The sequence below is a fragment of the Vibrio sp. MACH09 genome, assembly GCF_033238805.1.
In the GTDB taxonomy this organism is placed as follows: domain Bacteria; phylum Pseudomonadota; class Gammaproteobacteria; order Enterobacterales; family Vibrionaceae; genus Vibrio.
The window spans coordinates 1,412,413-1,433,565 of record NZ_BSFZ01000002.1 but is presented as its reverse complement, the minus strand read 5'-3'; the positions used below and the strand labels follow the sequence as shown (position 1 = coordinate 1,433,565).

22 protein-coding genes are annotated in these 21,153 nt (G+C 41.5%); 11 read left to right on the top strand and 11 right to left on the bottom strand.

Annotated elements, in window-relative coordinates; genetic code table 11:
• Positions 1–70: 70 nt before the first annotated feature.
• Positions 71–1,441: an L-serine ammonia-lyase gene (locus tag CHJ_RS21680; RefSeq protein ID WP_171752502.1), complete on the bottom strand. Its 1,371-nt coding sequence runs from the start codon at positions 1,439–1,441 to the stop codon at positions 71–73.
• A 221-nt stretch (positions 1,442–1,662) separates the two neighbouring features.
• Between CHJ_RS21680 and CHJ_RS21675 the strand changes: the two genes are divergently transcribed.
• Together CHJ_RS21675 and CHJ_RS21670 are read left to right on the top strand one after the other, a co-directional pair.
• A complete protein-coding gene (locus CHJ_RS21675; RefSeq protein WP_171752501.1) occupies positions 1,663–2,058 on the top strand; it encodes a nitrous oxide-stimulated promoter family protein in 396 nt (131 codons plus the stop codon).
• Between the two features lie 6 nt (positions 2,059–2,064).
• A complete protein-coding gene (locus tag CHJ_RS21670) occupies positions 2,065–2,538 on the top strand; it encodes an NYN domain-containing protein (protein ID WP_171752500.1) in 474 nt (157 codons plus the stop codon).
• Here CHJ_RS21670 and CHJ_RS21665 read toward each other — a convergent pair whose 3' ends face one another.
• The 4 genes from CHJ_RS21665 to msrP form a co-directional block, all read right to left on the bottom strand.
• Positions 2,539–2,739 (bottom strand): DUF2986 domain-containing protein, encoded by a 201-nt coding sequence (locus CHJ_RS21665; RefSeq protein WP_171752499.1) that lies wholly within the window; start codon positions 2,737–2,739, stop codon positions 2,539–2,541.
• Between the two features lie 198 nt (positions 2,740–2,937).
• A complete protein-coding gene (locus CHJ_RS21660; RefSeq protein WP_171752498.1) occupies positions 2,938–3,576 on the bottom strand; it encodes a hypothetical protein in 639 nt (212 codons plus the stop codon).
• A 31-nt stretch (positions 3,577–3,607) separates the two neighbouring features.
• Entirely contained in the window at positions 3,608–4,216 is a 609-nt protein-coding gene (gene msrQ / locus CHJ_RS21655; protein WP_317919007.1) for a protein-methionine-sulfoxide reductase heme-binding subunit MsrQ, read from the bottom strand.
• Between the two features lie 29 nt (positions 4,217–4,245).
• Complete coding sequence (gene msrP / locus CHJ_RS21650; protein ID WP_317919006.1) at positions 4,246–5,259, bottom strand: protein-methionine-sulfoxide reductase catalytic subunit MsrP; 1,014 nt, start codon at positions 5,257–5,259, stop codon at positions 4,246–4,248.
• A gap of 96 nt (positions 5,260–5,355) precedes the next feature.
• On the opposite strand from msrP, the gene CHJ_RS21645 reads away from it, so the two are divergent.
• The 3 genes from CHJ_RS21645 (at position 5,356) to CHJ_RS21635 (ending at position 6,942) form a co-directional block, all read left to right on the top strand.
• On the top strand, positions 5,356–5,595 hold the full coding sequence (locus tag CHJ_RS21645) for a DUF2164 domain-containing protein (protein ID WP_171752590.1): 240 nt from the start codon (positions 5,356–5,358) through the stop codon (positions 5,593–5,595).
• Between the two features lie 241 nt (positions 5,596–5,836).
• On the top strand, positions 5,837–6,376 hold the full coding sequence (locus CHJ_RS21640) for a cytochrome b (protein WP_171752496.1): 540 nt from the start codon (positions 5,837–5,839) through the stop codon (positions 6,374–6,376).
• Positions 6,373–6,942: a YceI family protein gene (locus CHJ_RS21635; protein WP_317919005.1), complete on the top strand. Its 570-nt coding sequence runs from the start codon at positions 6,373–6,375 to the stop codon at positions 6,940–6,942. The genes CHJ_RS21640 and CHJ_RS21635 overlap by 4 nt, the downstream gene beginning before the upstream one ends.
• 120 nt (positions 6,943–7,062) lie before the next feature.
• Here the strand turns inward: CHJ_RS21635 and focA are convergent, their stop codons facing one another.
• Positions 7,063–8,517 carry a formate transporter FocA gene (gene focA, locus CHJ_RS21630; protein ID WP_317919004.1) on the bottom strand — a complete coding sequence of 485 codons (1,455 nt, stop codon included), beginning with the start codon at positions 8,515–8,517 and terminating at the stop codon, positions 7,063–7,065.
• A gap of 200 nt (positions 8,518–8,717) precedes the next feature.
• Here focA and CHJ_RS21625 point away from each other — a divergent pair, with 200 nt between their 5' ends.
• A complete protein-coding gene (locus tag CHJ_RS21625) occupies positions 8,718–9,623 on the top strand; it encodes a LysR substrate-binding domain-containing protein (RefSeq protein ID WP_171752493.1) in 906 nt (301 codons plus the stop codon).
• A gap of 172 nt (positions 9,624–9,795) precedes the next feature.
• Here the strand turns inward: CHJ_RS21625 and CHJ_RS21620 are convergent, their stop codons facing one another.
• On the bottom strand, positions 9,796–10,302 hold the full coding sequence (locus CHJ_RS21620; RefSeq protein WP_317919003.1) for a GNAT family N-acetyltransferase: 507 nt from the start codon (positions 10,300–10,302) through the stop codon (positions 9,796–9,798).
• A 3-nt stretch (positions 10,303–10,305) separates the two neighbouring features.
• Entirely contained in the window at positions 10,306–11,478 is a 1,173-nt protein-coding gene (locus tag CHJ_RS21615) for a MerR family transcriptional regulator (protein ID WP_317919002.1), read from the bottom strand.
• A 358-nt stretch (positions 11,479–11,836) separates the two neighbouring features.
• Between CHJ_RS21615 and CHJ_RS21610 the strand changes: the two genes are divergently transcribed.
• Together CHJ_RS21610 and CHJ_RS21605 are read left to right on the top strand one after the other, a co-directional pair.
• Positions 11,837–12,130 (top strand): hypothetical protein, encoded by a 294-nt coding sequence (locus CHJ_RS21610; protein ID WP_317919001.1) that lies wholly within the window; start codon positions 11,837–11,839, stop codon positions 12,128–12,130.
• A 263-nt stretch (positions 12,131–12,393) separates the two neighbouring features.
• Positions 12,394–12,894: a DUF1097 domain-containing protein gene (locus CHJ_RS21605; protein WP_317919000.1), complete on the top strand. Its 501-nt coding sequence runs from the start codon at positions 12,394–12,396 to the stop codon at positions 12,892–12,894.
• 172 nt (positions 12,895–13,066) lie between these two features.
• Here the strand turns inward: CHJ_RS21605 and CHJ_RS21600 are convergent, their stop codons facing one another.
• Entirely contained in the window at positions 13,067–14,707 is a 1,641-nt protein-coding gene (locus tag CHJ_RS21600; RefSeq protein WP_171752488.1) for an ATP-dependent endonuclease, read from the bottom strand.
• Between the two features lie 368 nt (positions 14,708–15,075).
• Here CHJ_RS21600 and CHJ_RS21595 point away from each other — a divergent pair, with 368 nt between their 5' ends.
• Both CHJ_RS21595 and CHJ_RS21590 read left to right on the top strand, forming a co-directional pair.
• Positions 15,076–16,815: a bifunctional metallophosphatase/5'-nucleotidase gene (locus CHJ_RS21595; RefSeq protein WP_317918999.1), complete on the top strand. Its 1,740-nt coding sequence runs from the start codon at positions 15,076–15,078 to the stop codon at positions 16,813–16,815.
• Between the two features lie 631 nt (positions 16,816–17,446).
• Entirely contained in the window at positions 17,447–17,638 is a 192-nt protein-coding gene (locus tag CHJ_RS21590) for a hypothetical protein (protein WP_171752486.1), read from the top strand.
• 299 nt (positions 17,639–17,937) lie between these two features.
• On the opposite strand, the gene CHJ_RS21585 is transcribed toward CHJ_RS21590, so the two are convergent.
• Positions 17,938–18,867, bottom strand: a complete 930-nt coding sequence (locus CHJ_RS21585; RefSeq protein WP_317918998.1) for a DNA/RNA non-specific endonuclease — start codon at positions 18,865–18,867, stop codon at positions 17,938–17,940.
• Positions 18,868–19,092: 225 nt separating this feature from the next.
• A complete protein-coding gene (locus CHJ_RS21580) occupies positions 19,093–19,479 on the bottom strand; it encodes a phage antirepressor N-terminal domain-containing protein (RefSeq protein WP_317918997.1) in 387 nt (128 codons plus the stop codon).
• 703 nt (positions 19,480–20,182) lie between these two features.
• Here CHJ_RS21580 and CHJ_RS21575 point away from each other — a divergent pair.
• Positions 20,183–20,632 (top strand): GNAT family N-acetyltransferase, encoded by a 450-nt coding sequence (locus tag CHJ_RS21575; protein WP_317918996.1) that lies wholly within the window; start codon positions 20,183–20,185, stop codon positions 20,630–20,632.
• The last annotated feature ends 521 nt before the right edge of the window (positions 20,633–21,153 follow it).

Sequence of the window (21,153 nt, the reverse complement as noted above, 5' to 3'; positions counted from 1 at the left end):
ACTTTGCCAAAGATTTAGTCCATTTTGTATTGACTAAACCGAGCTAAAATAGCTCGGTTTAGCGTCGTTATTACTCACATGGTGGTGCGATATGAATAACCGCTAGGCCGCCAAGTGATGTTTCACGATACTTCTTATTCATGTCCTTACCAGTTTGATACATGGTATCAATAACTTTATCTAAAGATATTAAGCATTTACTGGTTCTTTTTAAGGCCATGCGTGATGCGTTGATCGCTTTCATCGCACCCATAGCATTACGTTCGATACAAGGCACTTGGACTAAACCGCCGATAGGATCGCAGGTCATGCCCAAAGAGTGTTCCATGGCAATTTCTGCTGCGATACAGATTTGTTCATTACTGCCACCACGTAGCGCGGTTAATCCGGCAGCAGCCATGGAAGACGACACACCTATCTCCCCTTGGCAACCCACTTCGGCACCTGATATTGACGCATTTACTTTGTAAAGCATGCCGATGGCACCAGACACCGCAAGAAAATCTTTGATCTGTTTGGTATCGAGCGGTTTGATAAACTTGTGGTAATACATTAACACCGCAGGAATAACACCAGCCGCGCCGTTTGTTGGAGAAGTGACAACTTGACCACCAGCTGCGTTCTCTTCGCTGACAGCAAAGGCGAATACGTTGATCCAGTCCATGATTTCCATTGGATCACTTTCTAAAGCGCTGTTGGCTTCCAGCTTTTTCAATAGAGCAGCGGCACGACGGGTCACATTAAGTCCACCTTCTAAGATCCCTTCGGTTGTGAGTCCGCGCTCAATACAACTGGACATTATTTGCCAGATTTGATCAGCTCTCGCATCGATATCTTCCGCTGAACGGTAAGCGAGTTCGTTACGTAATATTAATCCGCCTAGGCAATATCCGTGGATTTCTGCTTGCTTAAGTAACTCTTCAGCAGATTTGAATGGGAACTCTAAAGTCACATCATCACTGCTTTTGCCGTTTTTAAGTTCATTCTCTGTGGCAATAAAACCACCACCGATAGAGTAATACACCTCTTTGTCGATCAAGTTACCTTGCTCGTCAAAAGCAGAAATAGACATGCCATTTTCATGCAGAGGAAGATTATCACTGTGGAACACAATGTCAGTCTCTGCATCAAAAGAAATAGTATGTTGTCCTAATAGGGCCAGCTTTTTATTGTGAATGCTCTCTTTATGCAGTGCATTCGCTGCCTCTATATCAATAGCGTCAGGGCGGTTACCCATTAAGCCTATTACCGTTGCTTTGTCTGTATGGTGTCCGCGCCCCGTTAGCGAGAGGGAACCGTAGAGATCAATCGTAATTTTGCAAACGTTATTGAGTTTATCGGAAATGAGTTGGCCAAACTGATAACCTGCGATCATTGGACCGTTAGTATGTGAGCTTGATGGGCCTACCCCGATTTTATAGATATCAAAAATAGATAGCATGACTTTACTCTTTATTACAATATGGCGATTAGCCTATTAGAATTAGGAGTGCATACTACATTTTTGTGACTATCTAGTTCAAGGTATTGCTTTCATGGATGGGATATAGTGCATGGTATAAAAAGTTATTTCTTATACTCAAAAATTGGAAAGTAATTATTACTTAGTAAAATGGCACTTGTTAGGTATGATTTGCCACCAAGAAGTAAGATGGAAACAGTATGCGACAGAGTAAAATTCTGGTAGGGGAGTTAGCTACAGAGTTTAAAACAGTCTCTGCAATGATGGAAATTTATTGTAAAAAGCATCATGGCGTTAACAGTGGTTTATGTGCCAGCTGTGAAGAACTGTTAATTTATGCAGAAACAAAACTGGATCGTTGTCCTTATGGGCAAGAAAAACCGACCTGCAATAAATGTCCTATTCATTGTTACAAACCTGAACCTAAAGAACAGATGAAACAGGTGATGATATACGCTGGCCCGAGGATGTTATTGAATCATCCGATCCTAGCGATTCGTCATTTACGACATGAAAAAAAAGCGGTGCCCGAAAAGCCAAAAGCCAATGCATCTAATCGCCATATGCGATTAAGTAAAACAACTGACGATAAGTAGGAAAAAATGGAAACAGTAGCCATTTTAGTTGATGTACAAAACATCTATTACACAACGCGTGACAGGTACCAACAACACTTCGATTACAATGCATTTTGGCGCCAAGCAACGCAAAATAGAACCGTTGTTCAAGCCAATGCCTATGCCATTGCCAGCAACAACGAAAAACAGCGTCAGTTTCATCATATCTTAAGAGGCATCGGTTTTAACGTGAAATTGAAACCCTTCATTCAAAGACGAGACGGTTCTGCAAAAGGGGATTGGGATGTTGGCATTACCCTCGACGCGATTGAGTTAGCCGCAGAAGCAGACGTGGTTATTCTCGCATCCGGAGATGGTGATTTTGATCTTCTAGCACAACGAATTATTGAAAAACATGGCAAAAAAGTCGAAGTGTATGGTGTGGAGACCCTTACTGCTCAATCACTAATCGACTCAGCCAGTGAGTATTACCCAATTGGCGAGTCGTTGCTGCTTTAGTTACGCTTGCTGATCGTCAGCGGCAGTTGCGTTGTCAACATTGTCGCTGCTTTCAACTTGCTGTGCCTCTTGCTCCTGAAGCTCCAGCTTTGCACGTTCAGCTTTCGAAATATAACGAGGCTTGTTGCTTTTATGCAATTTAGCGTTCATTTTCTTCTGCTTTTTCTTAAGAGTGTCGTTGATCTTTTTTTTACGGTTCATAGAGTGATTATCGCTAAATTATGGCATCGTTAGGTCAACGATTGTTAATAAGTAAGTGCTGTCGGGCAAGGATAAAAGCGCCACTGACAAAGTAGCGCGAAAGAATAAAAGAAAATCACCAAGAACTCAATGCAAGTTTGCCTGTTGGTCGTGAGAATAAAGCGAGTTGCTAAGTAAGGGCTGCTCATGCCTCTATCGTTAGCGTTGCCACTCTAAAATGGCATAGAGCTGAATATACTTTCGTACTAACTGATGGTCAGACGAACGAATGAGCGGGTGACCAAATCTTAAATAGCATGGTCTCAGTTGAAAGCAGTGATCTAAGTCGTTTATCAACTTGGACTGGCTTTGATACAGAGAGATCCCCTGTTGGCTATATTCGTTAATATCATCAGGCAGCTCGCCAATCCACCAATCAAGTAACTCTCTGCTGTGTTTACTGCGAGATATCCAGTGATCGCTAAGCAACACCAACAGATCATTAGGCTGAATGGCAAAGCCGTATTCAGCCTGCCATTCACCTATATCTTTTAATAGCTTGTCTCTACAGTTTTTATTGGCGCTGGTTAAGTGGTGAGTGATGACCCATACGGTTCCTAAACCTGACGCGATGCGATAGTGATGAGCATGTTCCGGTGATAACACCGTATCGATAGGCTCAAACTGATTTGGCTGGTTAAACTTGTCGAGAGTACTTGCCATTCTTCGGGCAAAAGCTCTGCCTAAATGGTGCTCACTCATTCCCCGGTTGTGCACCGTAGGATAGTGATTCTCACACAATTTTAAGCAATCTTTTTGAAAGTCGTGAATTGATTGAATAACCAGATCTTTAAGCAAACTTCTCTCCTAAGATGAAGAGAAGTCTCTCTCACCTAAATAACCAACGTTCTATTTTATTTTTGCGTGCTATAAGCAGAATCACTGCAACCAATAGATATAGGCTAGGTTCCAGTATTTCAGATTTAGATGACCAATAGTAATGAATTGGACCAAGTATCGCTATGACGTAAATCCAATTATGCAGCTTTTGCCAAGAACTGCCAAGTTTACGGCGCAGTAAGTTTACTGAGGTTATTGAAAGTAATAATAAAAGTATCCAGCTAAGCATGCCTAATATGAGGTAATTACGGGTGGTGATTTCCTCTACAAGTAACGAGACATCCCATGCTAAATCTAGCCACGCGAACGAAAGTAAATGTAGGCTAGCCCAGAAAAAACAGTATAAACCGACCAATCGGCGAACTCGGATAAGCTGTCCCCATTTAAAAAATCGTACTACTGGAGTAATAAGAAGCGTGGCAAAGAGTACGTGCAGGGTACTTTTGCCGGTAAAGTGTATTATCGCGTCTACCGGTTCGGCTCCTAAATGACCATTAACGGCAGAAAGAATTAACCAGACTAATGACCCGATTGATGCTGCATGAATAGCAAGCTTAATAAGGGTGACTTTGTTGGTTAAAAAGGGAGTATTTATCATCAATCTGGCTCACCAATCGGGATTTGCAGTTAATACTGACGTTTTAGGTCTATATCACTATAGAGCGATGCCACTTCATCAGCGTACCCGTTAAACATCAGGGTATCTTGTCGCTGTGCGCTGAACACGTTGCCGCTTCCGATAAAACGTTCGGATGCTTGACTCCAGCGAGGGTGATCAACATTGGGGTTAACGTTGGCATAAAAACCATATTCACCGGGAGAAAGCTTGTTCCAGGTCGTGTTTGGCTGAAACTCTTTTAGGGTTATTTTTACGATGGATTTAATACTCTTAAAGCCATATTTCCAAGGAACGACCAGACGCAATGGTGCGCCATTTTGTGGAGCAAGAGTTTTGCCGTAAAGGCCTACCGCAACAAAAGTTAACGGATGCATTGCTTCTTTAATCGTTAATCCTTCAACATAAGGGTATTCGATCCCACCCCCAAGTCGCCGATCTTTTTGTCCCGGCATTCTTTTTGGATCATACAGGGTTTGAAATGCCACATATTGAGCACTGCCTTTTGGGTTCGCGAGCTCAATAAGCTTGCTTAATGGGAAGCCAAGCCAAGGAACATTCATCGACCATGCCTCGACACATCGCAAGCGATAGATACGATCTTCTATATCAATTTTTTTGATGATGTCGGCAAAGTCGATGGTTGTTGGTTTGTGTATTTCACCGGCTATTTCCACACTCCACGGGTCAGTAACAAAGTTAGCGGCGTTCTTCGCGGGTTGATCTTTGGCGGTACCAAACTCGTAAAAGTTATTATAAGTGAGTATTTTCTTTTCTGGCGTCAAAGGAAGTGACGTATCAGAATAGGGAGAAGCTATAGACGCCAGCGGTTTCCGGTTATCAAGGACAGCGTCGTCTGCTTTACTAAAGAAATCAAACAAACCGGCTGTCGCGTTGCTGGCAAAAGGAGCAGTAGCGGTGAGAATGCCCATTTTTTTAATGATATCGCGTCGTTGTTGGTATATGGTTTCTGACGTTGTATCGTTCTCTTTTAGATGCCAGTTTTTAGTTGTTTTGATCAACATAACGTTTCCTAATTGTCTATATATAAACAACAAGACCCCAGTTAACCGTGGTAAATTTCATTAATTATTTTTCGAGAGGAATTAACCGTGTCAGAAATGAGTTTTACTAGTAAGCAGCGTCAGGACATTTTGTTAGAGCTGCAACGTTTTTTTGAAGATGAATTGGATATGGAACTAGGGCAGTTTGATGCCGATTTCCTATTTGATTTTGTAAGTAAAAAAATGGGTCCAGTATTCTATAACCAAGGTGTGCGAGATGCACAAAAAGTGATTGACGCAAAAATACTCGATATCTCAGATGAGCTATACCAAATTGAGAAAGAGAGTGAATTATAAACTAGTGTGTTGAAAGTGATGTTAACCGGCAAATACTCAACATACGATTAGCGGTATTTGGCGGTATAAATCACTGATCAACAAACGGATTATCTCATTGATAGTTAGATTCAATTTTTTTGAACAATAACAGCAAAAATGATCACTTTTTGTTGTTCTAGATTTGTTTGATACTTACCTGAAAGAGAAACATTCGCATTTAACTTTACTTTTATGCGAATAATAACGTTCAGAGATAGATATGAAACAAGACGTAAAGAACTACAATTTCATTGCAAAGCTGATCCATTGGCTATCTGCTGTTGTTGTTATTGCCATGTTTGCATTAGGTTTATGGATGGTAGACCTAAACTATTACAGCTCTTGGTATCAAACGGCACCCTTCTGGCATAAATCCGTCGGTATATTGCTCGCTGCACTAACGCTTTTCAGAGTGTTATGGAAAACGGTGACGGCAACCCCTTCAATAGAAGGCAAGCCTTACGAAGTGAAAGCAGCAAAAGCGGTGCATCATTTTCTTTATCTATTGTTGGCTGTTCTGTTTCTCTCCGGTTATCTAATTTCAACCTCTGATGGGCGAGGAATAGAGGTATTTTCCCTATTCACTCTACCCAGTTTAGGAGAGTTGTTTCCTAACCAATCCGATCTTGCTGGGCAAGTTCACTACTACAGTGCGTTTATATTGATCGGCTTTGCTGGCTTACACGCAGCAGCAGCGATTAAGCACCACCTCATAGACAAAGACGATACGCTACGAAAAATGACAGGAGTAATAAAATGAAAAAACAACTTTTAACGATGGGACTCGCATTTGCAGTAGCTATGCCGTTAACCGCTAATGCTGCCGATTACGTTATTGACACCAAAGGAGCGCACGCTTCGGTAAACTTCTCTGTAAGTCACCTAGGTTATAGCTTTATAAAAGGACGCTTTAATATCTTTAGTGGAGACTTCTCCTATGATGCTAACGATATCGCAGCATCAAAAGTGAATGTCATGATTGATACAACCAGCTTGGATTCAAACCATGCTGAGCGAGATAAGCACATTCGCAGCGCAGACTTTATTGATGCAGGCAAATTTTCTGATGCTAAATTTGTCAGTAGTAAAGTGACTGACAAAGGCAATGGTATGGTTGAAGTGATGGGTGACCTAACGCTTCATGGCCAGACTCAACCTATTACTATCGATGCGCAGTTCATTGGTGAAGGTAAAGACCCGTGGGGTGGTTATCGCGCTGGTTTTACTGGCACAACAACGCTGCAACTAAAAGACTTTGGTATCAAAGCCATGGGTATGGTGGATACTGTTGATATGGAATTAGTGGTAGAAGGTGTTAGAAAATAATCGTCGGCAACGACGTTTGAACATCACCGTCTACTAAAAAACGCCCCTTATATGCTTTCACTATTTTGTCGTGTTAGCCAATGGAAGGGGCGTTATTCTATCTTATTGGTGAGTAGTGTATTACGCGCTCTCTAGTACAGTATTGCTCTCCACTACGTTAATGCGCTCTCCATAAATGGAGCGAACCGCGATCATCACTTCTTTGCGAGAAATGGTGCCTACAAAAATACCATTGTCGATAACAGGCAAGATTTGAGGTCTATTTACCTTCATATTCTTTGCTCTCTCCTCTAAAGACAAACTGGTAAATTGAGTTGCTATACCCATGCTGGTGGTTGGGTAAAGTTGTTCTTTGTCGATACACATAAATTCAATGATATTAAGCAGAGACTCTGTTGACTCAATAGCAACCACGTCTCTTGTCATGATGTCGACCACTTTTTGTTTCGCGGATGGCAAGTAGTCTTGGCACCAAAGATCAATCAGTACATCGTGAACAGAGAAGAAACCAACCAACTCGCCCTGAACGTTTAAAACAGGAGCGCCTTGTAAATTTCTGTCTGTGAGAGAATCGATAGCAAGCTCAGTAGGCATGTCTGCTTGTAGAGCAAATGCGTTGTTGTTCATGATTTGACGAGCGATTAAATTAGAGTTCATGGCGATGTCCTTAACTGACGTTGTAAGTGAAATTGATGAAATAGATTTTGTTTGAGTTGTTTTTAACGCTGGGCGTTGATAAATGGACCAGTTTGCCAGACCAACCAGCACGGCTCCCCCAACTATGTTGCCTAGGGTTACAGGAATAAGGTTGCTGGTAATAAATTGGTAGACGTTCAGATTGGCGTATTGATCAGGGGACAACCCCGTTTGTAACCAAAATGATTCAGGCGCAGTTGATTGAATTACAATACCCAGAGGGACCATAAACATGTTGGCGACACAGTGTTCAAAGCCGCTGCTAACAAACATAGAGACAGGTAGCATAACCATGAGCGCTTTGGTCAAAGCATTGTGACTGCTAAAGGTCAGCCATATGGCTAGACAGACCAACAGATTACATAAGATCCCTAGAGCGAATGCTTGGCTAAATGAATGCTCTAACTTATGTTGGGCGATGTTTAATGCATTTACTCCCCATTGGCCGTGATCAAGCTGGTAAAGCCCTGCGATGGAGACCAATAAAAGCAGCAGTAACGCACCAATAAAGTTACCGATATAAACTTGACCCCAGATAGAGACCATTTTGTTTAATCGAATCTGTTTATTTGCCCATGCAATGCTGGTGAGTACCGAGCTTGTAAATAGCTCCGCGCCGCATAACACGATTAAGATAAGCCCCATGCTAAAAGCGATACCGCCGACAAATCGGCTGATTCCCCAACTAGAACTGCTTCCTGTGGTCACCGTGATATAGAATAAAAAGGCAAGACCAATAAATATGCCTGCCATAATGGCAAGACTAATGATCATAGCAGTGGATTTTTGAGTCTTGTTATACGCAAAACTTGCTGCTTCCGTCATCATCTCTTTGGGAGACAAAACGGCCTTCATCTCTGGTGGGTTAGCTGTCGACATCGTTGACTCCCCTAAATTTTCTTTTCATAACTGCTCCTAGCGTTAACGCCACCTAAAAGACCAGATGGCTTGAGAGTTAGGTTATGGTGAGAATTGCTAGAGGTAAAATTGATAATATTCAATTACCTCATCAAAAATATTGATGAACTTAAAATGCTTATGTAAGATGGTGCATACGGTAAAATCTACAGGGATCATCTATGCGTTATTCACTAAAACAGTTAACTGTTTTTGAAGCTGTAGCAGACACAGGAAGTGTTAGCCAAGCAGCGGAAAGACTCTCACTAACCCAGTCTGCTACTAGCATGTCTCTTGCGCAGCTGGAAAAAATGTTAGGGCGCCCACTGTTCAACAGGCAGGGTAAAAGAATGGCGTTAACGCATTGGGGAATGTGGTTAAGACCGAAAGCAAAACGACTATTGCAAGATGCCCAACAGATAGAACTTGGTTTTGTAGAGCAGCATTTAATCAGCGGAGAAATAAGGTTAGGCGCAAGCCAAACCCCTGCTGAACACCTAGTTCCAGACCTTATAAGCATAATTGATAATGACTTCCCAGAGATGCGTATTGATCTGGGCGTACAGAGTACTAAGGGTGTTATTGATGCTGTTCTCGACTACCAATATGACCTTGGCATTATAGAAGGGCGCTGCGATGACAGTCGAATTCACCAAGAGGTGTGGTGTCGAGATCATCTGACGGTTGTTGTCTCTGCCCATCACCCTTTTGCTAAGCGAGATCAAGTCAGTTTAGCTCAGTTAGAACAAGCGAAATGGGTTCTAAGAGAGATAGGTTCTGGTACCCGAAAAATATTTGATAGCTCCATTCATCATTTAATTGCTGATTTAGATGTGTGGCGAGAATATGAACACGTACCAGTATTAAGGAGTATGGTTGCTAACGGACCATACGTTACTTGCTTACCTTATTTAGATGTTGAAAAGCATATCGAAAGCGGCAAGTTGGTCGCGTTGAACGTCCCAGAGCTCACCATGGATCGGACACTTTCATTTATCTGGCGAGTCGATATGGCGGAGAATCCACTAGCGGACTGCATCAAACGCGAAGGGTTAAGGATGATGCAAGATAAACCCTTTAAACTGTAGACTCTAGCTTGTTTTTAACGCGTACAAAAACCTTGCCGTGACAGGCAAAATCATAACCATTTGGTGATCCCATAGAGATTAAAAGAGTTAGGGTATGCACTCTAACTCTTTTTGCTGTGGCAAAATAACATGGATTGGTAAAACAGAAAGCTAATCGCTTTGTAGCGTGTGATCACTCAAAGAATGCCGTGTGAAAAGCCACTTCGCCAGTTGGTATTGTCTGGGTTAGCGATAGAGCTAAGAAATACTCAGCAGGGACGTCCGCTAATGTTAGGCTAGGCTGCGAAATAAAGCCAAATCTCGAATAATAACTTGGCTCTCCGAGTAACACGACACCCTCAATAGCCTGCGCTTTAAGTTGAGACAACCCTTCGCGAATAAGTGCACTTCCAATACCTTCACCTTGACGTTCAGGTATAACAGACAGTGGGCCTAAACCATACCAGCCAGATTTCTCGCCATTTATCATAATTGGAGAAAATGCAATATGGCCGACAACACATGTTTTATCTTCACACACTAGAGAGAGGGTCAGTGCTTTTGCCTCTCTTAGTTTACTAACAATCAAATGCTCTGTTGGTTTCGCACCTGGTTTATGGTGTGGATGATTTTCAAATGCTCGATAAATAAGTGTCTCGATTTTGTTACTATCTGAGTCAGTTTCTACTCTAATGTTCATTGTTTAACCTTTATTTTTTAATATAAATATTTGGTAATTATATTGACCCAAATATTGATCATGTATTTGCAGTTCACGCTGAAGATCATGACCTGCATCGGAAATAAAATCTTCAATATCAACTTGAGAGAGCTTTTTCTTTAACGGTTCGAGATAGTTGCGCCATGACTGTTCACTCAGCGTAAAGCTCTCTATTACCTCATAGCCTGCTTTCGTCATATCTATGATTCGTTGCTCGTGCGAGGTCATGCTAGGGTAGTTGTGTTGCCAAAACGCCTTTGCTCTCTCATCAGGGCTATCAGTTAGCCAAACCAAGTCGCTAATAACTAAATAGCCATTACACTTCAGAAACGCCTTCCAAGTTTTAAGGGCTTGTTTGACCCCCATAATATAAGCGCTACCTTCAGACCAAAGCAGATCAAAATGATCGTTAACAAATGGCATTGCTGTCATGCTGGCACAGACGGTTGTTACTCGCTGTTCATTTGAGTTGTTTGTCATTTTTTCTTTAACACAACTTAGGCTGTACTCATCATTATCGAGTGCGGTCAAGTGAAAGGCCGAATAATTAGCAAGCAAATTTGTAGTTACCCCTTTACCACAGCCAATCTCTAACGCGTTTCCACTCTTGATTGGCAGCGAATGTAGCGCTTTGAGTGTATCACTATCATCTCCGGGTCCCAGCCGATCTAACCCTTGAAAAATAGAGTTAAAATCAGCCATATATTGTTCATGTTTATTCATATCTTTTGAAAGCCATTTTAGTCTTAATGCGTTTTTTTCACTGAAGCCTTGCTTTATTAACCAATCTAAATGAGCCGAAGGGGCGTTTTTTTCAATACTTTCATGCCATTTACGCATCGAACTCATGCCAAGCATGGAAGAAAGTAACTCTTTTGCATGCTGTTTTTCTTTTATCTCAGTGTCTAAGGTTTGCAATCTCTTCATCAAGGTTGAACGGTTGATCTCTCCTTCTAAACAAGATTGACACTCCTTAAGAGATAACCCTCCCGCCTGTAGCTGTTGTAACAACTTCAGTCGTTGCAAATCCTTATCAGAGTAGTGTCGATAGCCATTTAGTTGCCGTTGGCCTGCAATGAGTCCTAACTTTTCGTAATAGAGTAAGGTTGAACGGCTTAGTCCTACCTTTTGAGCCAGTTCAGAAATTCGATACATAGCAGTTGTTCCTCGAAACTTGTGAGCACTATAAAGTGTAAAGCTTTAGACAGGTCAACAGTTAGTATGGCAGAAATTTGTCATGATTGAGGTTATTGAAAAACTAGTGAAAAACGCTAAAGGCGTTTTCTGGGTGATTTGGTTCGATTAGTCACAGAGTTAGCAAAATTAACCACGCCAATAAATAAGACTTTATTACAATGATTTTATGCATTTAGGTAGATTAAGGTGCATAGTGTGCTTTGACTGAGTTGATAACACCGAACCGTTAAAATTCGAGGGCGATTGATTTTAGTAATCATTCGCCGGAGATTATTGGTTAGTAATTTTTCACATCTATATTGAGGGATATTGCAAGATGACTAAATATCAATTTTTTTGTAAACCAAATACTCATCGTCAACAGTTTACTTATTTAGCGATGGCGAGTGATTCGTTTTTGGATGATAAACAGAAACTGATGTCGATCGGCTTTGAAGTGGAAGGGGATGTGATATTTGCCGGCACGTCACAAGAAGCGGTGGACAAGTTTCAATCAAACTATATTCACTTATGCGATGAATACAACAACGCGCATTTAGAGAGCGGTGTCGCGACGTTCATTGTAGAAAGTTATCAAGAGATTCGCCGTCGTCTCTCAATACGCAAGTAGCACTTCTATTCTCCTCCGCTGGTGTTGTATTGAGTACGAGACCAATTTAGTGCGGGTGGTGTGATGCAAAAAGCTAGGGATTAAGCTGGTGCAGATCTTTCCCTTTCTGATATTACCTAAATCTGTTGATTAACCGCTTGCGTCACATTTTCAATGCAATTTTTATGTTTGTACAGTAATTATTGTGATGAATATCATATTTGTTACCTGAGTAGTCGACTAAAATGCCATCTTGTTTAATGAGTCAACTTTTGGTGGCGTTTATGAACGTATTGCTAGCTATATCAATTACAACTGGAATTCTTTCTGCCGTATGGGGATGGATGTCGATCTCTCTAGGGTTATTAACTTGGGCCGGTTTTCTAGGTTGTACCAGTTACTTTGCATCACCAAAAGAAGGGCTGAAAGGGCTTGCTTCAAGTCTACTGACTAATATGACCGGTGTATTCTGGGCTATGGTGATTATCCATGCTTCGAATTTTCTGGCACTTGAAATTTTGGGTTACGTTGTCACTGGATTAGTGGCCTTTATGATGTGCATTCAGGCTAAGCAAACTTGGTTGGCTTATATCCCGGGTACTTTTATTGGTTCTTGTGCAACTTTTGCTGCAAACGGAGACTGGGGTATTGTTGTTCCGTCTATTATTGTTGGTGGTATTTTTGGTTATCTAATGAAAGCGTCTGGTATTGCTCTTAAAGAGTGGTTAGAAAAACGAAACAGACAGTCAGAAGCAAAACCGTCCGCAGTGCAGTCAGCTCAGTAACCTTACCTAAATTACCACAGCAGCATGGTAGTGCTGCTGTGATCGTCAGCTTAAGGTTCTTTATCTTAAGTTAAAAAAGAATCCCGTTTTGTTATCAACTAATTTGATACTGTAGCATGCCGTTTGGCATGCTTTTTTTGCCCAAATTCACTCCCTATCTGTAGAGGAAACGTTAGGTATTGCTATTAGCCATGGTCATTACACGTTTTAGCGTTTTACGAATCAGTGACGGTACGGATTGCGGCCCTTGTTCTTCGCAGTAGGAAACGATGGCTAATGCAAGATCCGGTTTGGCAAATTTCTTCAATGCTTTAACAATGATTTTTTTGGCTGGTATTGGGTGATCCTGCGGAATTTTAACTAGCTGTTTAAAGAAACTATCAAAACCATTTGCGTAGAGAAAGTGCTCTATATCTTTATCGGGAAGCTCAGTCAGGCGGTGAGTTTCCATCTCGCCACCGAGTTGAGATTTCACCGCGGTGGCGTATTTCTTACCCGCGGCGTCTCCGTCGGTAACTACGTGCCAATCTATTTCGTAAGCTTTAGCAACTTTAATTAGTGACTTAAGTCCTGACTGTGCAAACTCAATGATCTGAACCCCTTCGGATGCAAGGTTATAACCGCATAGTTTTGCCAGTTCGCTAAATAGCCAAACTTCAGTTTCACCTTCCACCAGCAGCCAGCAACGAGCGTATAGGGCATTGGAGCGATGGAAACGAATATGAAAACCGACTCTGCGAATCTCATCCTTGCTTAGTAGCCGAGGAGGAATGCTTTTAGCTATGGTTTTGTCTGGTTTACGTATTAATCGCTTAATGGATGAAAGGGGAACGGAAGAGAGCAACTCCGCACTGTTTGTGGTTAATATTTTTTGGGTAGGAACCATCTGTAACAAGTTCCAAGCCCGTGATAAATGAGTTGGGTGAAGGCGACCCTCAGGGTCTTCGATTATTAAGATAGGCCGTGCACAGCGGCGTAACTCGTTTGGTCCTTTTGCTTGTAGATAGGAGTTCAATAAAATTAAAACAAGTAACCGAGTTTGGTTGTCTTTCGTCTCTTCAATCACTTGGTTAAGGCCTCCAGAAATGGTGCTGGTGGAGGTCAATAGCAAGCTATCTCGTTGACGTCTTGGATTTTTCCTCGAGGTATTTTTAAAAGAAAAGTAATGGTCAACAAGGCTCTTCATTGAGGAGAGGCTACTCTTAATTTCCCCTTTATTAACATGCCCCGGTTTGGCTAACAATCTGCGGCAGGTGTTCTCTATGCGACGTTCGATACGAGAGTTTTGAACATCATCTCCGTTACCAATGATGGTTCGGTCAAATCGGCGTGCGTCACGTAAGCGTATTGCAGGATGAAGACTCATCAATTCTTGTGCTAGTTTTTCTGAGTGATGCAACGACAGAGGCGTGCCTTGACCGTCTAAGAAGCAGTAATTGGTGGTGATCTTATAAAGGTCTCTGGTGGCACTCACGCGGTAGATAACGCGTTTTTGGCCTTTCTCGTCCTGTGCCCAAATAGGTTTAAGCCTTCTATAACGGCCGGAGTGTTCTTCACCTTCATAACTCGGCAAGAAAGAGATGATAATTTGTAAGTGTTGGGTTTGTGGATGGGCGATAGAGTAATCCACATGAAAGTCTTGCATTTCAAACTCATACAGAGAACCGTCAGCGGGAAGTGCCACGGTTAATGCATCTAAGAGAGAAGATTTACCCCAAGTGTTTTCACCAATTAAGGTAGTAAGTTCATCGAAAGCGAGTGAAAGACGTCTAATGCCACGAAAGCCAGATATTTCTACACGTTCTAACTGCATATAGTACTCCTGTCTTGTTAACTTAAGCATATATGAGAAACTGACATTTCGCCTAACTTACTATCACACTTCAAGTTTATTTTATTTTGCTCGCTTTTTATCAGACCAAAATTTAAGCACTATTTACGGTTTTAGTTACCGCAAACACAAGGTAAAAGTGCGGCTTGCCACGAAGTGATATTGGAATGACATCAACATGTCTATAGCTTCTATCTCCCCCCCACGGTGAAGTGACTCAAATTTATATATGAAAATGTCATCTTAAAGGAGTAACATGCCTCTCTTACGCTTTTTGATGATTCAGCTATCGCATTGAATCAGGGGTAAATCTCAAATCCAAAATTTTGTTCCGCGAGTAGTAATAACTGATGACCAAACACCAACATAAGCCCGTTCAATTAACATTGACGCATATCAACGATACTCATTCTTATTTTGAGCCACAATCTTTACAGCTTGAGCTTCAGGTAGAGCAACAAACGGTGACACCGTATGTGAGTAATGGTGGCTTTGCGCGAATTGCAACAAGAGCTAAATGGCTAAGACAGCAAGCTAAGATGGACGGCCGAGAGTTTCTGTTTTTTCATGCGGGTGACTGTTTTCAAGGAACGCTCTATTTTTCACTCTTTAAAGGGGTGGCTAACGCAGAACTTCTTAATGCGCTGAACATTGATGCTATGGCATTAGGTAATCACGAGTTGGACATGGGTAATCAACCTGTTGCCGATTTTCTTGGACGGATTAATTTTCCACTGTTGGCAGGTAACTGGGATATTTCGACTGAAAATCCTGACAAGCCTCATAAGCTTTCTAGCTACTCTCATCTACTTTGTTATAACGCGGCAAAACAGACCGCCAACTATATGATCAAACAAGTCGATGGCGAGCCGATTGCGATATTTGGCGTATCAATGGACTTGATGAGTGAGATCTCTAACCCAGATCCAGATACGTCGTTTAAAGATGTGTTTAGCACAGTAAAAAACACCATAGAAGAGATACAGGCTAACGATATAAATAAGATCATTATTATTAGCCATTTGGGTTATGACGTTGATATTAAGCTAGCAGAAAGTGTAGAAGGGGTCGCCATCATTATTGGTGGGCACTCTCACACATTAATGGGCGATTTTTCTTCTATAGGATTTGAGCCGCAGCCAGATTACGGTATTGAAGTAAATGGTACCCATGTAGTTCAGGCCGGCTATCACGCGCAAGCCATTGGTCACTGCCAAATAGACTTTGCCCGAGATGGTCGCGTTAGTTCCTTTAATGGCCGCAACGAGCTTCTTATTGGCCGGAGATTATGTTTAGACGCAACATTATCAAGTGTTCATGACCAATCGATTCATAGTAAGGCTACCGAAGCGTTATTAGCCAATGACAATATCGTGGTGTGTAAGAAAGACAGTGACGTTCAAGAGATATTATTAGATAAATATATCCCCATTGTGCGTAAGTTACAGCAGACAACCATCGCTGAGATAGAGAAACCACTTAGGCATGTGCGTATCCCGGATCAGTCTGGGGGAAGTGATCTGGTTCCTCTAGTGGCAGAGTCTTTCCATTATATGATGAAGAGCAAGGGACACGCAGTACAGTTTGCTATTCATAACGCTGGCGGCATTAGAAGTTCATTAAACCCTGGCAAAATAACCGAAGCGGATATTGCCGGAAAAGTATTGCCATTTGCCGTTCCAATTGGTGTGTACCAGATAAAAGGGCGCTACCTTGCAGAAGCGATAGAAGGGGCAATAAACAACGCCACCAATAACGGTGTGGTGGGGACAGGGTCGGGTAGTTATCCGTATTGCCACAACTTAGATTTTAGTTATCATCCAGAACGACCAATAGGCCAGCGATTAACAGACTTTATGATATTTGATGATGCTGACGGGTGGGTTAGCGTTCAGCCTGAGCGTATATATACTGGGACATCATCAGCTTATACCATGAAAGGGAAAGAGGGATATTTTGCCATAACCCATATGCTAGACAACGCTGTGGTTACAAATTACTCAATGGCGGATTGTTTTGTGGCATTTATCAAATCTCATCCAGAAAAATTGAACCAATTTCCAAATAATGAGGTCGGACAAACAGGTTAGAAGTATTGGCACGCTGATTGCTTAATAAATGAGCGAGTAAACATCTTTTTATATGTAAGGTGTTGCCATTGAACTGTTTATTTCGGAGGCTGTTATGTGGAGCAGAGACTGGATTGATACTGCGGTAATTGTTGGCTGGGTAAGTGCTTGGTCTGCGTTAGTATATCTTGTACCACTATCAGGTATGTGAAAAAAGAGTCGAAAGACTCTTTTTTATTGCCTAAAAAAAGGCTAAATCGTTTTTTATGCTGTATCTCTTAAGTATTACATCATATACGTCTGCTAGTTTACCAATTGCTAGTTCTTTCTAGCGGATTCCTTACTCTTATCTCTATTGGAATTTAGATAACTTATTTTTATCGTTTAGCCTGTCTTGTCGATAAATTTCATGTTAATGAAATGTTTCTTGTTCCTGCTATGTATCGTCAGATACTGTCTTTTATGCACGATTATTAATCGAAATGCTATTATAATTCACTAAGATTGAATTTTTATACCTTGGTTTGTTATCAGCTTGTTTCATTAGAAAAACTTATGCGAAATACCAATATTTGTCATTTAATATCTCACCAATTACCCTCTAAAATTCTCTCTATCAGGTCAGTAATCAGAATTAATCAGAGAGGCGCTTATGGCTCAGGTAATGCACGCTAACGATATCGTTGTACCAACCTCTATGGACAAAAAAACCTATACGGTTAACATCAAAGGATTGATTGCTCACATGTTGGATATTTTGTTTGGTAAAGGAGACGTTGAAAAGTCTTATTACTCTAGTGAATTATCTAACCATATGCAGAAAGATTTGGGTCTTTACCGTTAATCGAATGCAACAGAATACCGAGCCCTTGGCATTATGTGTCGAGGGCTTTTTTTGTCTGCCGTTTGGCTATTCTTAACAATCAGCTATGTTTAACAACTGGCTGAGTTTAGCCATTGGTTATGTATAACAATTGGCGAGTAGAGTTGTTTACCCTAGAAATGAGTGAGCCTCAACCAGAAAACTGGCCGAGGCTCGATGTTAGAAACCTTTGAGAGAACCTAACGGCAAGCACTCTATCACGCTTTCTCATATTTGAGAACCGTAAAATTCTTAAAAATAATACAAAGAAGTTATTTTGCTTAACCTTTGCTCGATGACTCACTCTTTTTTTGTTTTTTACACGCTCTAATAATATCGGATTTTTGATAAGGCCATAGATCATCCGCTCTAAGCGACTTTATTTTCTTCGCTTGTTTGGCATCAAGCGAGTTAAGAAAAAAGAGCCCAGTTAACTGTTCCACTTCTTTTATACTGGTTAGGTAACGGCTATGGTCAAAATGTTTCTGATAATAGCCAGCGCTGATCTGTGGATAGATAAAAGCGAGAGTGTCGATGCTTTCGCCGTTCTCTTTAATCACAATCTTAAATAGAGCATCAGGAATCGCCACTGGGAACTCATCATCTTGCCCTACAAACGCATATGCAAACTGATCTAAATAGATAGGGCCTGTAACTACCCAAACGCTACCAAACTTATCTGCCCACGCGGTGGTAATGTACTCAAGGTCTAACCATATTCCGCCGTTAAATTTAGAACGCTGAGGTACAGCGTTTAAAAAGGTGTGGGTATTGGCGGCGGCATCTGCTCCCATTCTTTCCGCAATCAATTTCATTTGTAAATGGCCGCGAACGAACCAGTCGGGATTATCTTTACGAAACCCTTTTGAATAGACGTAGGAATTGTCTTTTGGCGCGATCCCTTGTTCTACAAATTGCGTCTCTGACGCCCACTTAGGGCGTTTTTTAGTAGGAATACACTCACCACCGTATTGCTTGATCTCATAGGCAACCCATTCAGGGGTGCCCATGGCGTTATGTATGGCTGATGGATTATCAATATCTAGCGAGTCCATACTGGCGGTAAAGGCGCGAAACTGTTTAACCGTTTCATGGGGCTGGGTGCCAAACTTGTCGTGTTGGTAACTGTCGTCAAGAACAATCGGTTTTTGGGCGCTAACAAAGCTAGAAAAAAGCGCCCCTAATAGAAGAGTGGTATTCAGTTTATTCATTCTTTTATCCTCTGCTAGCCTTAGGAGATAACGCCAAGATAAAAGTAGAGAAAGAGAGGCCTGAGTTATCCATAACGTCCTAACATAAGAGTTTAGTTTTATATGTAGTACTAGAATAATACATCAAATAGATATTCGCGAAATTAATACACGAAAGATGGGCGAGAATAGCCACACGAATTTGCTGAGATGTGAGTTTCCCCGCCAAATGCTCGCTTAGGCGTATTAGTTCATCTTATTGATTGAGTGTTTCGCTGGGGACAATTGATGAGTGAGGCTCCAGTACTTCCACAACTCGCTATCGCACTTATTTCGATAAAGGAAAATGTTGTTTTGCGCGGTAGGGCTAAGCCAACAAGTCCTAAGCGTGAGTAACCACGCGAACAGTCTCCTAAGGGGAATACAAGGAACTGGCCGATGTTTATCTATGGCAGGCACGGCTAACACTGCAATAGCCCAGTGAGAAGGGTTTTGATTAAGCTTTGTTAGTTGGAAACTCCAGTTTATTCCCATGCCTTCAACGATCGGCTTGAGTGGAATAAATGGCTCGTTATTATGATCAATCAGGATCAAAGTGGATCCATGGAAAGGAACAGAGATTTGGTAAGGCATAATTGCCTCCTTGATTTGTGATGAATAGATCACCACGCTCAATGAGACCAATCATAGGGTGGCGAACTGAATGAGATTGGTCTTACCGCAATCAAGTAACGGCGCACCGAAGTGCTCTCACCCAGCCCACCATAGAGATGTGCAGGTGCCGCGTACAAAAAAACCAGCAATACGCTGGCGTTTATACGCCTTGATTTAAGCGGGAGACCAATCCCATCATTGGATTTTGCCAATGAAAGCTTAGTATAGAGAGTTACTATCGGTTTTTAAACTGAAAAAGAGTGACTTAGTACCACTCCTTTAAAAGTTCTTGATGCTTTTTAATCTTTTGCTGAGACATATTTCTTTAGAAAAATAGTCATGACTCCAATAGGGGAAGGGACAGTCGTATATTTCAGAATCATCATCGGTATCATCCGTCACCGGGGACGGACACTCTTCAAATAGACGTAAATTTATATGGATGTGCTGGCACAGGCAGAATGCCTTGTAGGAAAATTGATGTGGTTTAATAGATAAAAAGGGGTTTCAGCGTACTTTTAAGCTCTCTTTGCAGTAAAGGGAATGGAATGTATTTTGAGATTGAGATGAATGCGAATAATCTTATTTATTCCGGTTGAATCTTGTGTTTATGATGCCATGGGATGGGTGCGTGATCTGCGTTGCTCATCCCTTATCAGAGTGTTATGTGCTTGGAGTAAAAATGGAAATTAAACTAACAGATGTAGTGGCTAAAGATCTTAATGACATTCGAATCTTAGCTGAAACGGTAAATGAAAAGCATGTTGCTCCTTTACTGAATACAGAAGGCAAAGAGGCTTTAAGGGTTGCTTTAAAAGCGGATGTTGAAAGAGTTTTAGATAAAACTGTCTATCAGGCGGTGAAGGCATCATGTAACAATAAACTTGTTGGCTATATAGCGTGGCGAGATGGAAATTATCTCGGTCAATTATACGTTGATAGCAGTTATCATGGTTGTGGAATCGCTAGCAAGCTGGTAGATGAAATGAAGCAAAGATGTGATAGCAATAAGATAACAGTTAAGGCTTCAATTTATGCGTTAGGCTTCTATCAAAAAGTGGGTTTTAAAGCGTTATCTGAAGAGCTCAACATCAATGGAATGCGCTATGTTCCGATGGAACTTGAGATTTAGCAGGCTTCTATTATCTCCAAATACCTTTCTCTCTGGCTGCAATTTAGTGACTGCCAAAACATTATTTTTTCCCGTTCTTTGTGAGTTCTAGGTATGCATATAGCGCATTGATATTGGCTGAGCCTATCTGGCCGTTGACGCCTAAATCTGAATATTGGCTTTGCTTGTTGTAAGCATTCAGCCAACGTTGCAGGAACTTTATTGCTATCGACGGCCCCGTGTTTATTCCGGTGTTGATCAACTTAGCGCTGATAAGCGGCAATATGTTTGCACAACATCGATCCAGAAAAGCTCGCCACACCATAACCGTTGAAGCAGCTAAAATGTGCGGCGTACCTTACTGGCCAACGAAGACGAAGGCTGCTTTAAAACCCTCACTGTCGATCAACTCTACTTCCTGCTTTCCTAGCTAAACGACAAACCTGATGATGCATTGGAAGAGCTGGAGCTAAGTGAGGTTGTGAGAATTTAATAAAACTCTACACCAAACTGTATGTTTTTACAGTTGGATAGCACAAAAA

Coding starts and splice junctions, on each gene's coding strand:
- focA (WP_317919004.1), bottom strand. CDS start 8,517: ATGTCGACAGCTAACCCACCAGAGATGAAGGCCGTTTTGTCTCCCAAA.
- msrP (WP_317919006.1), bottom strand. CDS start 5,259: ATGTTGATCAAAACAACTAAAAACTGGCATCTAAAAGAGAACGATACA.
- CHJ_RS21595 (WP_317918999.1), top strand. CDS start 15,076: ATGACCAAACACCAACATAAGCCCGTTCAATTAACATTGACGCATATC.
- CHJ_RS21600 (WP_171752488.1), bottom strand. CDS start 14,707: ATGCAGTTAGAACGTGTAGAAATATCTGGCTTTCGTGGCATTAGACGT.
- CHJ_RS21665 (WP_171752499.1), bottom strand. CDS start 2,739: ATGAACCGTAAAAAAAAGATCAACGACACTCTTAAGAAAAAGCAGAAG.
- CHJ_RS21675 (WP_171752501.1), top strand. CDS start 1,663: ATGCGACAGAGTAAAATTCTGGTAGGGGAGTTAGCTACAGAGTTTAAA.
- CHJ_RS21680 (WP_171752502.1), bottom strand. CDS start 1,441: ATGCTATCTATTTTTGATATCTATAAAATCGGGGTAGGCCCATCAAGC.
- CHJ_RS21575 (WP_317918996.1), top strand. CDS start 20,183: ATGGAAATTAAACTAACAGATGTAGTGGCTAAAGATCTTAATGACATT.
- CHJ_RS21615 (WP_317919002.1), bottom strand. CDS start 11,478: ATGTATCGAATTTCTGAACTGGCTCAAAAGGTAGGACTAAGCCGTTCA.
- msrQ (WP_317919007.1), bottom strand. CDS start 4,216: ATGATAAATACTCCCTTTTTAACCAACAAAGTCACCCTTATTAAGCTT.
- CHJ_RS21590 (WP_171752486.1), top strand. CDS start 17,447: ATGGCTCAGGTAATGCACGCTAACGATATCGTTGTACCAACCTCTATG.
- CHJ_RS21620 (WP_317919003.1), bottom strand. CDS start 10,302: ATGAACATTAGAGTAGAAACTGACTCAGATAGTAACAAAATCGAGACA.
- CHJ_RS21645 (WP_171752590.1), top strand. CDS start 5,356: ATGAGTTTTACTAGTAAGCAGCGTCAGGACATTTTGTTAGAGCTGCAA.
- CHJ_RS21610 (WP_317919001.1), top strand. CDS start 11,837: ATGACTAAATATCAATTTTTTTGTAAACCAAATACTCATCGTCAACAG.
- CHJ_RS21640 (WP_171752496.1), top strand. CDS start 5,837: ATGAAACAAGACGTAAAGAACTACAATTTCATTGCAAAGCTGATCCAT.
- CHJ_RS21585 (WP_317918998.1), bottom strand. CDS start 18,867: ATGAATAAACTGAATACCACTCTTCTATTAGGGGCGCTTTTTTCTAGC.
- CHJ_RS21605 (WP_317919000.1), top strand. CDS start 12,394: ATGAACGTATTGCTAGCTATATCAATTACAACTGGAATTCTTTCTGCC.
- CHJ_RS21580 (WP_317918997.1), bottom strand. CDS start 19,479: ATGCCTTACCAAATCTCTGTTCCTTTCCATGGATCCACTTTGATCCTG.
- CHJ_RS21635 (WP_317919005.1), top strand. CDS start 6,373: ATGAAAAAACAACTTTTAACGATGGGACTCGCATTTGCAGTAGCTATG.
- CHJ_RS21625 (WP_171752493.1), top strand. CDS start 8,718: ATGCGTTATTCACTAAAACAGTTAACTGTTTTTGAAGCTGTAGCAGAC.
- CHJ_RS21670 (WP_171752500.1), top strand. CDS start 2,065: ATGGAAACAGTAGCCATTTTAGTTGATGTACAAAACATCTATTACACA.